10 protein-coding genes are annotated in these 15,887 nt (G+C 67.0%); 4 read left to right on the top strand and 6 right to left on the bottom strand.

The features are described from left to right. Positions 1 to 36: 36 nt before the first annotated feature. Positions 37 to 747: a glutathione S-transferase gene (locus V3B41_RS14545; RefSeq protein WP_049430694.1), complete on the bottom strand. Its 711-nt coding sequence runs from the start codon at positions 745 to 747 to the stop codon at positions 37 to 39. A 159-nt stretch (positions 748 to 906) separates the two neighbouring features. Here V3B41_RS14545 and V3B41_RS14540 point away from each other — a divergent pair, with 159 nt between their 5' ends. Together V3B41_RS14540 and clpB are read left to right on the top strand one after the other, a co-directional pair. Next, entirely contained in the window at positions 907 to 1,728 is an 822-nt protein-coding gene (locus tag V3B41_RS14540; protein ID WP_329861576.1) for a DUF3014 domain-containing protein, read from the top strand. Between the two features lie 181 nt (positions 1,729 to 1,909). Further along, positions 1,910 to 4,495, top strand: a complete 2,586-nt coding sequence (clpB, locus tag V3B41_RS14535) for an ATP-dependent chaperone ClpB (RefSeq protein WP_049430692.1) — start codon at positions 1,910 to 1,912, stop codon at positions 4,493 to 4,495. A 71-nt stretch (positions 4,496 to 4,566) separates the two neighbouring features. Here the strand turns inward: clpB and V3B41_RS14530 are convergent, their stop codons facing one another. From V3B41_RS14530 to V3B41_RS14520, 3 genes are all read right to left on the bottom strand, one after another. Then, positions 4,567 to 5,373 (bottom strand): MipA/OmpV family protein, encoded by an 807-nt coding sequence (locus V3B41_RS14530; RefSeq protein ID WP_197633787.1) that lies wholly within the window; start codon positions 5,371 to 5,373, stop codon positions 4,567 to 4,569. 140 nt (positions 5,374 to 5,513) lie between these two features. Next, positions 5,514 to 6,803, bottom strand: coding sequence for an ATP-binding protein (locus tag V3B41_RS14525; RefSeq protein ID WP_197633786.1), 1,290 nt, complete (start codon positions 6,801 to 6,803; stop codon positions 5,514 to 5,516). Continuing rightward, positions 6,800 to 7,537 carry a response regulator transcription factor gene (locus tag V3B41_RS14520; protein WP_049430685.1) on the bottom strand — a complete coding sequence of 246 codons (738 nt, stop codon included), beginning with the start codon at positions 7,535 to 7,537 and terminating at the stop codon, positions 6,800 to 6,802. The genes V3B41_RS14525 and V3B41_RS14520 overlap by 4 nt, the downstream gene beginning before the upstream one ends. A gap of 182 nt (positions 7,538 to 7,719) precedes the next feature. Here V3B41_RS14520 and V3B41_RS14515 point away from each other — a divergent pair, with 182 nt between their 5' ends. After that, a complete protein-coding gene (locus V3B41_RS14515; RefSeq protein WP_329861572.1) occupies positions 7,720 to 9,006 on the top strand; it encodes an aminotransferase class V-fold PLP-dependent enzyme in 1,287 nt (428 codons plus the stop codon). 425 nt (positions 9,007 to 9,431) lie between these two features. On the opposite strand, the gene ybaL is transcribed toward V3B41_RS14515, so the two are convergent. Together ybaL and V3B41_RS14505 are read right to left on the bottom strand one after the other, a co-directional pair. Next, positions 9,432 to 11,129 (bottom strand): YbaL family putative K(+) efflux transporter, encoded by a 1,698-nt coding sequence (gene ybaL / locus V3B41_RS14510; RefSeq protein ID WP_049428477.1) that lies wholly within the window; start codon positions 11,127 to 11,129, stop codon positions 9,432 to 9,434. A gap of 158 nt (positions 11,130 to 11,287) precedes the next feature. Next, positions 11,288 to 13,675 carry a TonB-dependent receptor gene (locus V3B41_RS14505; RefSeq protein ID WP_295547065.1) on the bottom strand — a complete coding sequence of 796 codons (2,388 nt, stop codon included), beginning with the start codon at positions 13,673 to 13,675 and terminating at the stop codon, positions 11,288 to 11,290. A 335-nt stretch (positions 13,676 to 14,010) separates the two neighbouring features. Here V3B41_RS14505 and V3B41_RS14500 point away from each other — a divergent pair, with 335 nt between their 5' ends. Beyond that, the gene (locus V3B41_RS14500; RefSeq protein WP_043400521.1) at positions 14,011 to 15,876 is read left to right on the top strand and encodes an ABC-F family ATP-binding cassette domain-containing protein; all 1,866 of its coding nucleotides are present in this window, start codon (positions 14,011 to 14,013) and stop codon (positions 15,874 to 15,876) included. The last annotated feature ends 11 nt before the right edge of the window (positions 15,877 to 15,887 follow it).

Genomic DNA, 15,887 nt, shown 5'->3' with positions numbered 1-15,887 from the left:
GGCTCGGCTCTACAACAGGAGTTGCAGGCGGCGGTATCAGCGCGCTCCATCCAGCTCGGGGTAGTGGCGGAAGATGCCTTGGGTGTTGAACGGCAGCCGTCGCTCCGAGGCCAGGTAGGCGGCGATGTTCGGTCGCTTCGACACCCGCTCCTGCAGTGCACGCAGCAGCGGCAGGGTGGGGCCGAGTGCCTGCATGCGGCGCGGGAACATGTAGTCCAGCCCGCTCAGCAGCTGGAACAGCGACAGGTCCACATACGAATGCTCGCGCAGTGCATGGCGACCGCCATTGGCCGTCAGCACCTGCTCGAAGTAGCCGAGGTACTTCGGCAGCCGTTCGCTGCGCAGCGAGACTGCACGCGCCTTGGCCTCGGTCTTCTGCTCCTCGTAGTACTTCGATGCGGCAATCGGATGATGGGTGTCATGCACCTCGGCCACCAGGTCGGCGATGGTCAGCTGCAGTTGCAGCGCCTGCATCCGCCGCGACGCCGCCTGTGGCACCAGGTCCAGCGTCGGACCGAGGAAATCGAGGATGGCCGCGACCTGTGCGATCACCTGTCGTCCCGCCTTCAGGAACGGTGGCGCGAACGGTTGTGCGCCTTCGCTGCCACCGTCGAGGAGCGGCTGCATCACTGCATCGCCGTGCACCCGCGCCATGTCGATGTAGTCGGCACCTGCATCCTCCAGCGCCAGCCGCACGAACTCGCCACGGCCCTGGATGCCGGTCCAGTAGTACAGCGCGTACTGCATGGCCACGTCTCCACACGATGGGATGCACAGCCTCGCGCAGGAGGTGCAAAGCAGACGTGAGCGCACCGCCCAGCCCCAACGCCAGCGGAACGCGCGGGGAACCGGCTGGAACCAAGCGGGTCACACCCTTTCCATGCAGGTGAAAAGAGGGACTGCATCATGCAGAGTGGAAAAGCGGTTTGGCCCTGGGTGCTGGGCGTGGTGGTGATCGGTGGAGCGGGCGGTTGGCTGTTCCGCGCTCAGCTGAAGAGCCTGGCGGACGGTGTCCCGGTGCCGGTGCAATCACCCCCCGCCAGTGCTGGTGCGCCGCCACAACCGAAGCCGGCCGTAGAGACCGCACCGGCGCCACCTGCCATCAGGCATCCGCTGGACACCGATGCCGCCGCCGATCCCGCGCTGCCGAAACTGGCCGACAGCGATACCGCGGCCTGGGGCGCATTGAGCCAGCTGTTCCAGGGCGAGGGCCCGCTGACCCTGCTGCTGCGCGATCACCTGATCCAGCGCCTGGTCACCCAGGTCGACAACCTGGACAAGCCCAGCGTGCCCCCAACCGCGCTGGCTGCGAGGCCGTTGCCTGGCAACCTGCAGGTCGAGCCCGGCGAGGGTGGCGAACGCATCGCCGCCGGCAACGCCGCGCGCTATGCGCCCTATGTGCAGGCCTTCACCGCGCTGGACCCGGCGGCAACGGCCACCGCGTACAAACGCTTCTATCCGCTGATCCAGCAGGCCTACGTCGACCTGGGCCGGCCCGAAGGCTACTTCAACGACCGCCTGGTCGCGGTGATCGACCATCTGCTGGATACCCCGGACCTGGTCCAGGCACCGCTGCTGCAGCGCGATGAGCGTGGCCGCTATCGCTTTGTCGATCCCGCCCTGCAGTCGCGCTCGATCGGGCAGAAGGCGCTGCTGCGCATGGACGTGGCGCAGGCGCGGGCGGTCAAGCAGCAGCTGCGCGCGATCCGCAGCGCGATCACCCGCTGAGCCCGTCCGCCACGAGGAACTGATCGGGATCAACGCGCCGACCACACCGGTTCCGGCATGCTGGCCACAGGCTGACTGGCCTCGGGGTGCAGTCGCAGCCACCCTTGAAACTGGGTGGGGCAACCGCATCTTTCCAGCATCGCCGGCGCGGGCCGGCCCTGATGACCGATGAGGATTCGCAATGCGGATGGACAAGCTCACCTCGCGTTTCCAGCAGGCGCTGGCAGACGCACAGTCGCTGGCCGTGGGCCGCGACAACAGCATCATCGAACCGGTTCACCTGTTCAGCGCGCTGCTGGACCAGCAGGGCGGCAGCACGCGCCCGTTGCTGGCCCAGGCCGGGGTGAACGTGCCGGTGCTGCGCGAGCGCCTGACCGAGGCGCTGGACGCGCTGCCGAAGGTGTCCGGCCAGGCCGGCAATGTCTCGATGGGCAATGACCTGGGGCGCCTGCTGAACCAGACCGACAAGCTGGCCCAGCAGCATGGGGATGCCTTCATCGCCAGCGAGTGGTTCGTGCTGGCCGCGCTGGACGATGGCGGCACGCTGGGCATGGCGCTGCGCGCCGCCGGTGCCGACAAGACCCGCCTGCAGGCGGCCATCGACAAGTTGCGTGGCGGCGAGAACGTGCAGTCGGAGAATGCCGAGGAACAGCGGCAGGCGCTGGAGAAGTACACCATCGACCTGACCGCGCGCGCCGAGAGCGGCAAGCTCGACCCGGTGATCGGCCGCGACGAAGAGATCCGTCGCACCATCCAGGTGCTGCAGCGCCGGACCAAGAACAACCCGGTGCTGATCGGCGAACCCGGCGTGGGCAAGACTGCCATCGTCGAGGGCTTGGCCCAGCGCATCATCAACGACGAAGTGCCTGAGGGCCTGCGCGGCAAGCGCGTGCTGTCGCTGGACATGGGCGCGCTGATCGCCGGTGCCAAATTCCGCGGTGAGTTCGAGGAACGCCTGAAGGGCGTGCTCAACGACCTGGCCAAGAACGAAGGCCAGATCATCCTGTTCATCGACGAACTGCACACCATGGTCGGCGCTGGCAAGGCCGATGGCGCGATGGATGCCGGCAACATGCTGAAGCCGGCGCTGGCACGCGGTGAGCTGCATTGCATCGGCGCGACCACGCTGGACGAGTACCGCAAGTACATCGAGAAGGATGCCGCGCTGGAGCGCCGCTTCCAGAAGGTGTTCGTGGGCGAGCCGTCGGTGGAGGACACCATCGCGATCCTGCGCGGCCTGAAGGAGAAGTACGCGCTGCACCATGGCGTGGAGATCACCGACCCGGCCATCGTCGCCGCCGCGACGCTGTCCAACCGCTACATCACCGACCGCCAGCTGCCGGACAAGGCCATCGACCTGATGGACGAAGCCGCTTCGCGCCTGCGCATGGAGATCGACTCCAAGCCGGAAGAGCTGGACCGCCTGGAGCGCCGGGTGATCCAGTTGAAGATCCAGCGCGAGATGCTGAAGAAGGAAAAGGACGAAGCCTCGCGGCAACGCCTGGCCGACCTGGAGAACGACATCGAGGCGCTGGAGCGCGAGTTCTCCGATCTCAATGAAATCTGGAAGTCGGAGAAGGCCGCGCTGCAGGGTGCGACGAAGATCAAGGAGCAGGTCGAGCAGGCCAGGCTGGAACTGGAGGCCGCGCAGCGCCGCCAGGATTTCGCCAGGATGAGCGAGATCCAGTACGGCCTGTTGCCGCAGCTGGAAAAGCAGCTGGCCGCCGCGCAGGAAGCCGAGCACAAGGACTTCAAGCTGGTGCAGGACCGCGTGACCGACGAGGAGATTGCCGAAGTCGTTTCGCGCTGGACCGGTATTCCGGTCAACAAGATGCTCGAAGGCGAGCGCGACAAGCTGCTGCGCATGGAAGAGGTGCTGCACAACCGCGTGGTCGGCCAGGAGGAAGCGATCAAGGTCGTCTCCGATGCGGTGCGCCGCTCGCGTGCGGGCCTGTCCGATCCGAACCGTCCGGCCGGCTCGTTCCTGTTCCTCGGTCCGACCGGCGTGGGCAAGACCGAACTGTGCAAGTCGCTGGCCGAGTTCCTGTTCGACAGTGCCGACGCCATGATCCGCATCGACATGAGCGAGTTCATGGAGAAGCACAGCGTCGCCCGCCTGATCGGTGCGCCCCCGGGCTATGTCGGCTACGAGGAAGGCGGTTACCTGACCGAGGCCGTGCGTCGTCGCCCGTATTCGCTGATCCTGCTGGACGAAGTGGAGAAGGCGCATCCGGATGTGTTCAACATCCTGCTGCAGGTGCTGGACGATGGTCGCCTGACCGATGGCCAGGGTCGCACGGTGGACTTCCGCAACACCGTCATCGTGATGACCTCGAACCTGGGTTCGCACCAGATCCAGGACATGAGCGCCGACGACAGCCCGGAGGCCTACACGCAGATGAAGGCGGCGGTGATGGGCGTGGTGCAGGCGCACTTCCGTCCGGAATTCATCAACCGCCTGGACGACATCGTGGTGTTCCATCCGCTGGACAAGCAGCAGATCAAGCAGATCGCGCGCATCCAGATGCGTGGGCTGGAGAAGCGGCTGGCCGAGCGTGGGTTGAAGCTGGCGGTCTCCGATGCGGCGTTCGACCTGCTCGGCAACGTTGGCTTCGATCCGGTGTATGGCGCGCGTCCGTTGAAGCGTGCGATCCAGGCGCAGCTGGAAAACCCGCTGGCACAGAAGATCCTGTCCGGGGCCTTCGTCAACGGCGACACCATCGAAGTCGGCAACGACGGCGGTCACCTGGTGTTCGCCAAGGCGTGAATCATGCGGGGCGCTGCCTGATCGTAGCGCCCCGTTTTTTCCGGTAGCGCCGGGCCATGCCCGGCGACTTCTCAGAAGCGGTGCGTGTAACCGCTCATCAAGCCGAACTGGTTGGGCTTCTGCACGATCGGGCTGTCGGCGGCATCGCCGAGCAGGCGCGTGCCTTCGGCCGAGATGTACCAGTTGCCGTTGCGGCCCACGCGGTGGCTCCACTTCAGGCCGACACCGGCGCTGAACAGGCCGGCCTTCGGCTTGTGTTCGGCAAAGCCGGTACGCGCCGCCTGTTCCGGGCTGACGCCGTACCAGGTCTGCATGTAGCCGCGGTTGCCGTAGTCGGTGGAGACGCTGCCGCTGACCACACCGCCGGCCAGGTCGAACAGCGGCATGGTCAGGTTCAGGTGCACCTGCTGGGTGGCCAGGCCGTTCTCGGCCTTGTCCTCATCCTTGCGGGTGAACTGCCAGGAACCGCTCAGCACGGCTTCGCCCAGCGTATAACCAGCCGAGACGCCGACCAGGGGACGGGTATCGATATCGCCCATGCCGCGCAGGAAGTCCGAACCGCCAAGCAGCGAGTCCTTTTCCTTGCGGATGCCGCTGGCGCCGACATAGGCACGCACGCGGGTGTGCTCGCCGATGGAGGTGCCCCAGCCAATGCCACTGGTGCCCAGAAACCATCCCCCCGGCGAGGTGACATCAAAGGACAACGACGGCGTCGCACGATACTCCTCGCTGCCGCTGTAGCGCGGCGTCACGCCGCCGCCAGCGGCAACTTCGAAGGTCCAGTGGTCATCCCTGGCATGGGCGATCGGTGCGGCGAACAGCGGCAACACGGCCAGGCAGAGCAGGGCAGGGGAACGGGAACGGCGACGCTGGGACATGGAAACTCTCGGCAATGGGAGGAAAGCAGCACGCGCATCCGGCGTACGCTGCAGGGTCGCCAGCGTGGCGATATGCCGGCGACGGTTCCCTCCGCAGTTGTGCGGGAGTTGTAATCAACTGTAATCGCGCCCTCGGGCGTTCAGCTGGCAGCCAGCGGCCAGTGCATTTCCAGGCGAGCGCCGCCCAGCGTGGCGCGGCTGATGCGCAGCTCACCACCGTGGCGGGCGGCGATGCGGCTGACGATGGCCAGGCCCAGGCCGAAGCCGCCGGTATCGCGGCTGCGGCTGTCGTCCAGGCGGGTGAATGGACGCATCACCTTCTCGCGATCGGCTTCGGCGATGCCGGGGCCGTCGTCATCCACACGCAGGCAGGCACGGCCGTCGACGCCGACCAGCGAGACCTCGACCTGTGAACGTGCATGGCGCAGCGCGTTGCCGACCAGGTTGCTCAACGCCAGCTGCAGCAGGCGCGGCTCGGCGTCCACGCGCGGCAGCGCGCTGGGCAGCACGCGCAGCACCAGGCTGGCGCGTTCGGCGTCACGACGCACATCGGCCAGGCAGGCCTGCAGCCAGTCGTTGGCTTCGATGCGCTGTAGCGGCTCGCTTTCGCTGGGGTGTTCCAGCCGCTCATAGGCCAGCAGTTCGCTGACCAGCCGGTTGAGTTCGGCCAGGTCGCCGTGGAGTCCCTGCGCAAGTCGCTCGCGACGTTCGCGATCATCGCTGTCCTGCATCAGGTCCAGGCCGAAGGCCACGCGCGCGATCGGGGTGCGCAGTTCGTGCGAGATCGCATGGGTCAGGTCGCGTTGGCGCTGCACCAGTTCGGCCACGCGCGCTGCCATGCGGTTGGAGTGTTCGACGATGACCCGGATCTGCGAGCGCGGCGAGACCTGTGCGCGCGCTTGCAGATCACCGGCACCGATGCGGTCGGCGTGCAGGCGCAGCGCTTCAAGATCGCGCCAGAGCAGGCGCACCCAGGCGTACAGGCTGGCGCCGACCAGCAGCAGGATGCTGAGGTATGCCGCGATTGTCATGTACGTCGTCATCTGCACCGCGCCAGGCAGGCGCAGGTGCAGCCACCGGCCTCCGATGCCTTCGATGGGCAGCAGGACCTGCTGGTATTGATCGCGCACGATGAAGCCATCGGTCTTCACGGCTGCCTGTTCCTGGGGGGCGAGCGCGGGAGGGCTGTCGAGCAGGGTCAGAGCGATGCCGTAGTGTGGCTGCCACTGCTGCAGGCGCTCACGCTGCTGGCCGGCGTCCAGGCCGGCCAGGCCACTGCGCAGGGCGTACACCTGCCCGCGCACCTGCTCGACGAACACGCGATCCTGCACAGGCGTGTAGATGCCGTCCAGGATGTGGTTGAGGAAGAACACCGACACCAGGAAGCAGGCACCCGTGATAAACCACAGCCACAGGAACAGCCGCTTCACGCCGACCAGGCCGATGGATTGAACTGGTAGCCACGGCCCCACACGGTCTTGATGCGCCGCGGTTCACGCGCATCGTCGCCGAGTTTGCGGCGCAGCTTGCCGATGCTGACATCGACGCTGCGGTCCAGGCCATCGAAGCCGATGCCGCGCACCGCCTGCAGGATCTGGTCGCGGGAGAGGATCTGCCCGGGCTGGCTGGCCAGCAACCACAGGATCTCGAATTCGGTGGTGCCCAGCTCGACCGGCTGGCCGTGCAGGTGTACGTCGCGCTGCATGCGGTCGATCAGCAGTTCACCATGCATCAGCCGGCAGGGGGTGCCGGTGTTGCTGCTGCCGTGGCGGCGGCGCAGCAGCGCGCGCAGGCGGGCCAGCAGCAAGCGCGGCTCGATCGGTTTGTGCACATAGTCATCGGCGCCCGATTCCAGGCCCAGCACCTGTTCGATGTCGTCCTCGCAGGCGGTCAGCATCAGGATCGGCACGTCGGAGAAGCTGCGGATCTGCCGGCACACGTCGATGCCACCGAGGCCGGGCAGCATCAGGTCCAGTACCACCAGTTCCGGCGCATGCTGGCGGCAGGCGGCGCCGGCCTGGTCGCCACGAGCGACATGCTGCACGGCAAAGCCATGCTCGTGCAGGTAGTCGCTGACCAGTTCGGCAAGGCGACGATCGTCCTCCACCAGCAGGACCGGTGTCGGCATGCCGTTGGTGGTGGGTGTCCAAGGGGATGGCTGCATGCGCGTGGGGCCTCCGTGCCCGGGCAGGAGCGCCCGGCGGCGAAGCCTAGCAACGGCTCATGACGGCTGCCTGAATCCCGGCCAACCTGATAACCGCCGGTACGCACGTCATCGCCAGTGGCTCTCAGTGCCAGGCTGCGGCTGGCCTATGGTGGCGGTTTCCCCGGATGGAGCCTGGTGCAATGAGCGACCCGCAGTGGCAACTGGAAACCCTGGCCGTGCATGGCGGCTACCGTCCCGACCCGACCACCCGCGCGGTGGCGGTGCCGATCTACCAGACGGTGGCGTACGCCTTCGATGACACCCAGCATGGCGCCGACCTGTTCGACCTGAAGGTGCCGGGCAACATCTACACGCGCATCATGAACCCCACCACCGACGTGCTGGAGCAGCGCCTGGCCGCCCTGGAAGGTGGCATCGGCGCACTGGCGCTGGCCTCGGGGCAGGCCGCGATCACCTATGCCATCCAGACCATTGCCGAGGCCGGCGACAACATCGTCGCCTCCAGCGCGCTGTATGGCGGCAGCCTCAACCTGCTGGCGCATACGCTGCCGCAGTACGGCATCCAGGCGCGCTTCGCCGACCCCGCCGATCCGGCCGCGTTCGCCGCGTTGATCGACGAGCGAACCAAGGCGGTGTTCGTCGAATCGATCGGCAACCCGCGCGGCAATGTCACCGACATCGCCGCCATCGCCGAAGTCGCTCACGCGGCCGGCGTGCCGCTGATCGTCGACAACACCATGGCCACGCCCTTCCTGCTGCGCCCGTTCGAGCACGGTGCCGACATCGTGGTGCATTCGCTGACCAAGTACCTGGGCGGCCACGGCAACAGCCTGGGCGGTGCGATCATCGACTCTGGCCGTTTCGACTGGGCTGCGCAGCCGAAGCGCTTCGCCCGCCTCAACCAGCCCGATCCCAGCTACCACGGCGTGGTCTACACCGAGGCCCTGGGGCCTGCCGCCTACATCGGCCGCGCGCGCGTAGTGCCGCTGCGCAATACCGGCGCGGCGCTGTCGCCGTTCAATGCCTTCCTGATCCTGCAGGGCATCGAGACGCTGGCACTGCGCATGGAGCGCATCAACGCCAACGCACTGGCCGTCGCGCAGTTCCTGAAGGCGCACGCCAAGGTGGCGTGGGTGCGTTACGCCGGTTTGGCCGACGACCCGGAGCATGCCGCCGCGCAGCGCTACCTCGGTGGCTACGGCTCGGGCGTGCTGACCTTTGGCCTGCCGGGTGGGCGCGAAGCCGGCGCACGCTTCCTCGATGCGTTGAAGCTGTTCACCCGGCTGGTGAACCTGGGAGACGCCAAGTCGCTGGCCACCCATCCGGCGTCCACCACCCATCGCCAGTTGGACGCAGCTGAACTGGCCAAGGCCGGCGTCAGCGAAGACACCGTGCGTCTGTCGATCGGCATCGAGCACATCGGCGACCTGCGCGCGGACCTTGAGCAGGCCCTGGCCGGCGCCTGATAGCCACACGCTTGGTCGTCATCGCCACAGGCGATCACCACCCATCGCGCAATGCGCTACGGTGGAGCTGCCTCTCCAAGGCGTGGCAACGTGGCGATCCAGATCCCCGGTCGATGCGGGTCGACCGGGGATTTTTCATGTTTCCGGGGTCAGATCCGTTTTCCTGCGGAAAACGGATCTGACCCCATACGCCGCCGTGTCGACCAAGGTCCACACCCACCAACAGCAGCAGCGAACTGTCGAAGGCGGGGTGGGTCCGGTTGCAGGGGCGTGAGCGCCATGGATGGCGCGACCGAGCCTCCATGGACGGATTCACGGCGTCCCCTGCAACCGGACCCTCCCCGCCATCCCACGGATAGTCAGCTTTTGCTTTTGCCGTTGCTTTGGCAGGTGCAGGGCTGCAAGCCCTGCCGCACCCACACCGCTCACACCACCGGAATGCTGTGCTGCCCCAGATTCCGGTACGGCGGCGTCGACATGATCATCTCCGCCAGCGAATAGGCCAGCTCGCGCTCGGCCATCACCGTGCCATCGGCACCGTGTTCCAGCAGGTGCTTCACCTCGGCATCGCTGTGCGCACGTGCCAGCAGGGTCAGGTCCGGGTTGATCGCCCGCAGCTTGGCCAGCGCCTCACCGGCTTCCAGCGGCTGCGGAATCGCCAGCACCGCGATCTTGGCGCGCTCCGGATGAGCTTCGGCCAGCACCCGGTCGGCGGCGGCACTGCCGCGGATCGCCGCCAGGCCCTTGGCGTGCGCCTGTTCGACGTGTTCCTTGTTGTCATCGATCACCAGCACCGGCACGCCGCGATCGCGCAGCACCTGCGCCAGTTCGCTGCCGACCCGGCCGTAGCCGATCACGATGGCGTGGTCACGCAGGTCGCGCGAGGGACCGATGGCCTCTTCTGGTTCCGCCGGCTGCGGCTGCTGTTCCTGCTTGGCCTGCCAACGGTCGAGCAGGCCGAACACCAGCGGATTGAGCATGATCGACACCAGCGCACCAGCCAGCACCAGCGACTGGCCTTCCTTCGGCAGGATCTGCAGCGCCACGCCGAGGCCGGCGATGATGAAGGCGAACTCGCCGATCTGCGCCAGGCTGGCCGAAATGGTCAGCGCAGTGCTGGTCGGGTGGCCGAACGCACGCACGATGAAGAACGCGGCGGCCGATTTGCCAAACATGATGATCAGCACGGTGGCCAGCACCTGCCAGGGGTGCTGGACGAGGATGTTGGGGTCGAACAACATGCCTACGGAGACGAAGAACAGCACCGCGAACGCGTCGCGCAGCGGCAGCGAATCGTGCGCAGCCTTGTGGCTCAGCTCCGATTCGTTGAGCAGCATGCCGGCGAAGAACGCGCCCAGTGCGAACGAGACACCGAACAGCATCGCCGAGCCGAATGCCACGCCCAGCGCGATCGCCAGCACTGACAGGGTGAACAGTTCGCGCGAGCCGGTACCGGCGATGCGTTCCAGGATCCACGGAATGACCCGGCGCCCGACCACCAGCATCACCGCCACGAACAGGCCCAGCTGCACGAAGGTCCAGCCGATGTCGGCCAGCACGCTGCCCAGCGAGTGCGATTCCTTGGCCGCATCGGGGCCAAACACGCCGGCCATCACCGGCATCATCACCAGTGCCAGCACGCAGGCCAGGTCTTCCACGATCAGCCAGCCGACCGCGATCTTGCCGCGCATGGTCTCCAGCAGGCGGCGTTCCTCCATCGCCCGCAGCAGCACCACGGTACTCGCGGTGGCCAGCGAGAAACCGAAGATGACGCCATGGATGGCCGGCCAGCCCATCAGCGAGGCCACGCCCCAGCCGAGCAGGGTGGCGACCGCGATCTGGCCGATGGCACCGGGGATGGCGATGGCCTTGACCGCCATCAGGTCTTTCAGCGAGAAGTGCAGGCCGACACCGAACATCAGCAGCATCACGCCCAGTTCGGCCAGCTGGTTGGCCAGCGCCTGGTCGGCGACGAAGCCGGGGGTGAACGGGCCTACACAGATGCCAGCAACCAGGTAACCGACCAGGGGAGACAAGCGGAGCTTGTTGGCCAGCGCGCCGAAGATGAAGGCGAGCCCCAGGCCAACGGCAACGATGTTGATCAGGTCGGTGTCATGGTGCATCGGCTCTCGCAGAATTCGGGGGGATGCCCCGATTTTCACCTAATGCGCCAGATGCAGCAAACCCAGCAGGCAAATGGGGTCAGATCTCTTTTCCTGCAGGAAAAGGGATCTGACCCCACCCGGGCCACGGAATGCCGGCCAGCGGCCGGCACTACCCCTTACCAGGTGTACTTGATCCGCCCATACACATACGCGCCGTTGAAGCCGAACGGCGAGTAGTTGCTGTACGGCAGCATGCCGAAGGTGGAGTTCTGCAGGTCTTCGGTGCGGTCCGGGTACTTGTCCAGCAGGTTGTCGGCGCCCACGGTCAGGGTCCAGTTGCTGCTCGGCTTGTAGCTGGCCGAGGCATCCACCACCCAGGCATCGCCGTAGGTCTGGTCACGCAGCGCGGTGGCCGAGTTGCGCACGGTGAACTTGCCGTAGCGGGTGGCGGCCAGGCCCAGTTCCCAGTGATCCGAACGCCAGGTGCCGCTCAGGATCGCCTTGTCGCGCGGGTAGCTGTCCTCGATGCGGCCGATCTCATCGCGGCCGATCAGCGACTGGGTCAGGCCCAGCGTGCCAAACACCGCCGGGGTGCCGCCGACGCGGCGCACTTCGGTGTCGTTGTAGCTGTAGGCGGCGGTCAGTTCCAGGCTGCTGGCACTGAACGGCACCGTGTAGCTGGACACGAAGTCGACGCCGCGGGTGCGCGTATCCAGGCCGTTGGTGAAGTACGAGAACGCGGTCACCTGCGGCAGGCCGAGGGTGCCCAGCAGCGCGCTGGTGGCGGCGTTGGTGGTGATGCTGGACGACAGCGCGATGCGATCATCGATGTCGATCTGGTAGGCATCGACGGTGATGTACAGGCGGTCCACCGGCTGCAGCACCAGGCCCAGGCTGTAGGAGGTGGAGGTCTCGGCCTTCAGCGGCGAGGCGCCCAGCGCCTGCGCGGCCGGGCTGGTGGTCGGGAAGGTGCCGCGTTCAACGAACACGCCATTGAGGAACTGGCTGGTGACGGCCTGGTAACCCTGCTGCGCCAGCGACGGTGCGCGGAAGCCACTGGACGCGGTAGCGCGCAGCGCGACCTTGTCGGTGAACGCGTAGCGCGCCGACAGCTTGCCGGAGAAGCGGTCGCCGAAGTCCGAGTAGTCCTCGTAGCGGCCGGTGATGCCCGCCGAGAACTTCTCGGTCAGGTCCGCTTCCAGGCCTGCATAGACCGCGTAGTTGTGGCGGTCGGCATGCACTTCATTGGTCGGGGTGAAGCCCGCGAAGCCCTGCGCACCGCTCCCGGTGTACGAGTTCAGTTCGCCCGGGTTCTGGTCCCACTTCTCCTTGCGGTACTCACCGCCGAAGGACAGCGTGACCGGGTAGGCCAGGCCCCAGTCCAGCGACTTGGTCAGGTCGGCGTTGAAGATGTCCTGCTGGTACTTCAGCGTGCCGTCGTAGAACGAGCGCGGGCTGGTCGCACCGAGGCTGTAGTTGATGCTGTTGCGGGTGTGGAAATCGAGGGTGTTCTCGCCATGGTTCAGGCTCAGGTCCCAGGTCCAGCCGTTGTCGGTGTTGCCCTTGACCCCGGCCACCAGCGAACGGTCCTTGGAATACTGGTTGATCTCCGGCACGTAGCCATCCGGGTAGGTCTGCGCCAGCAGCGCGCTCTGCCCGCTGTGGTTGCGCGAGCGGTAGAACGCGAACGAGGTGATGTCGCGGTTGCTGAGCAGCGCGCTGGCGTAGCCGGTCACGTGGTCGCTGAAGTCGAAGCTGGCGTTGGCCGAGGCGGCGGTGGCATCCACGCGCGGGTCGCCGACGATGAAGGTCTTCTGGCCGATGCTCGGGAAGTTGCCGGTATTCGGCGTGGTGCCGCGGTACGGGCCGGCGCGGTTGCTCTCGTCCTGCTGGCTGATCTGGCCGGCCACGTGCACACGGCCACGGCCGTTGCCGAACTCGACGCCGGTATCGCCGGACAGCTGGTACTTGTTGCCGTCACCCGCCGAGTACTGGCCGTAGTCCACCGCCAGGCTGCCGCCACGACCGCTGCCTTTGAGCACGATGTTGATGACGCCGGCGATGGCATCCGAGCCGTACTGTGCCGACGCACCGTCGCGCAGCACTTCCACGCGCTCGATGGCAGCGATCGGGATCGCGTTGATGTCCACCGCCGACGAGCCACGGCCGATGCTGCCGTTGACGTTGATCATCGCCGAGGTGTGGCGGCGCTTGCCGTTGACCAGCACCAGCACCTGGTCCGGCGACAGGCCGCGCAGCTGCGCCGGGCGCACGCCGCTGGTGCCGTCGGTCAGGGCCGGGCGCGGGAAGTTCAGCGAGGGCAGCGCGCGCGACAGCGCCGTGGCCAGTTCGCTGGTGCCGGTGGACTGCAGTGCTTCGGGGGTAATGATGTCGATCGGCGATTGCGATTCGGCCACCGTGCGGTCGGCCACGCGGGTGCCGGTGACGATCACTGTGTCCAGGGTGTTGGCGGCGGTGCCGGCCTGCTGGGCTGCGGCGACGAACGGAGAGCCACCGAGTGCGACAGCGACGGCGGCGGCGATCAGGCTGGTCTTGCGGGTCATCGGGATGGGGCTCCGGTTGGCAGGGGCGGCACCGGAATCGACATCACGGGGGTGAGGCGGACGGCGGTTGTTGCGGTGCGCAATACAGCAATTAACGGGATATTCAGTGCCTGTCAAATGCCGGGCGTCAGAAAAAACGTTGCAGCAGCAACCATTTAGCCCGGATCAGCGCTGGCGGGAAGGGAGCCCGGGACGCGCGCGGCGAGGACGTGGGAGAGAGGAACGTCGGCCACTGCGCATCCCGGGACACGTCAAGTATTCGTTAACGCTAGAATTGCGTCGCAGGAACAGTGCTTACCAGCACATTCCATCCGGTTATATGGACCCCTCCCCCGATGATCTCCCTTCGTAATTTCGCCTTGCGCCGCGGCGAGCGGCTGCTGTTGTCCAATGTCGACCTGACCCTGCACGCCGGTTACCGGGTGGGCGTGGTCGGCCGCAACGGTGCTGGCAAGTCCAGCCTGTTCGCGGCGGTGAAGGGCGAGCTGGAGGCCGACAAGGGGGACGTCGACCTGCCCGGCAAGGTCCGTATCGCCAGCGTGGCGCAGGAAACCCCGTCGCTGCCGGACCCGGCGCTGAGCTTCGTGCTGGGCGGTGACATCGAAGTGGCCGCGGTGCTGGCCGCGGAGGCCGAGGCGACCGCCCGTGAAGACTGGGAAGCGGTGGCCGAGGCGCACACGAAGATGGCCGAGCTCAATGCCTACGATGCCGAAGCGCGCGCCGGCAAGCTGCTGCACGGCCTCGGCTTCCCGGCCGAGACCCATCACCGCGCGGTGTCCTCGTTCTCCGGCGGTTGGCGCGTGCGCCTGAACCTGGCGCGCGCGCTGATGATGCCCAGCGACCTGTTGCTGCTGGACGAACCGACCAACCACCTCGACCTGGACGCGGTGTACTGGCTGGAACAGTGGCTGCTGAAGTACCCGGGTACGCTGCTGCTGATCTCGCATGACCGCGAGTTCCTCGACAACGTCGCCACCCACACCCTGCACCTGCACGGTGGTGGCGCCAAGCTCTACCCGGGTGGCTACACCGATTTCGAGCGCCAGCGCGCCGAACAGCTGCGCCAGCAGCAGATCGCGCACGAGAAGGAACAGGCCGAGCGCGCCCACCTGCAGAGCTTCATCGACCGCTTCAAGGCGCAGGCCAGCAAGGCCGCGCAGGCGCAGAGCCGCATGAAGCGCCTGGCCAAGCTGGCCGGCACCGAAGCGGTGCGCGCCGAGCGTGAGTTCCGCATCGAATTCGCGCCGCCGGCCAAGCTGCCGTTCTCGCTGATCCGCCTGAACCACGTCGAGGCCGGCTACGGCAAGGACGCGGTGATCCTGCACAACGTCGGCTTCGGCCTGGAAGCGGGCCAGCGTATCGGCCTGCTCGGCCCGAACGGCGCCGGCAAGACCACCCTGGTGAAGACCCTGGTGGGCGAACTGGCACCGATCGTCGGCGAGCGCATGGCGCACCCGGACCTGAAGATCGGCTACTTCGCCCAGCACACGGTGGAGTCGCTGCACGAAGGCCAGTCGCCGATGGAGCACTTCCGCGAGATCGCCCCGGATGCGCCGAACCAGTCGTTCCGCGACTTCCTCGGCAAGTGGAACTTCCCCGGCGACCGCGCATTCGAGCCGGTCGATGGCTTCTCCGGTGGCGAGCGCGCACGCCTGGCGCTGGCGCTGATCGCCTGGCAGCAGCCGAACGTGCTGCTGCTGGACGAACCGACCAACCACCTTGACCTGGAAATGCGCGAAGCGCTGGCCGAAGCACTGGCCACCTTCGAAGGCGCGATCGTGATGGTCTCGCACGACCGCCACCTGATCGGCCTGGTCTGCGATACCTACTGGCGCGTGGCCGATGGCGTGGTCGAGCCGTTCGACGGCGACCTTGACGCCTACGCCGCCTGGCTGCGTACCCGCCCGCAGGCGCAGGGCACCAAGGCGCGCATGGAGCAGGTGGAAGAGCCGGTGGTGGTCAAGACCGCCCCGGTGGCGCAGGTGGTGCAGAAGAAGCCGGTGAACCCGCACAAGCTGGCCGCCGCCGAAGCCAAGGTGGCCGAGCTGGAAGGCGCCCTGGCCGAACTGGACCGGCAGCTGGCCGACCCGGCCAATTACGCCGATGCCACGCGCATGGCGGTGATCGGCCGTGACCGCGAAACCGCTGCCGCGCAGCTTGAAAAAGCCGAAGCGGCCTGGATGGAACTGCTGGAGTCCTGACCGGTAGTGCC

The sequence above is a fragment of the Stenotrophomonas sp. SMYL89 genome, from assembly GCF_036319985.1.
In the GTDB taxonomy this organism is placed as follows: domain Bacteria; phylum Pseudomonadota; class Gammaproteobacteria; order Xanthomonadales; family Xanthomonadaceae; genus Stenotrophomonas; species Stenotrophomonas maltophilia_Q.
This window is presented reverse-complemented; position numbering and strand designations above follow the sequence as displayed.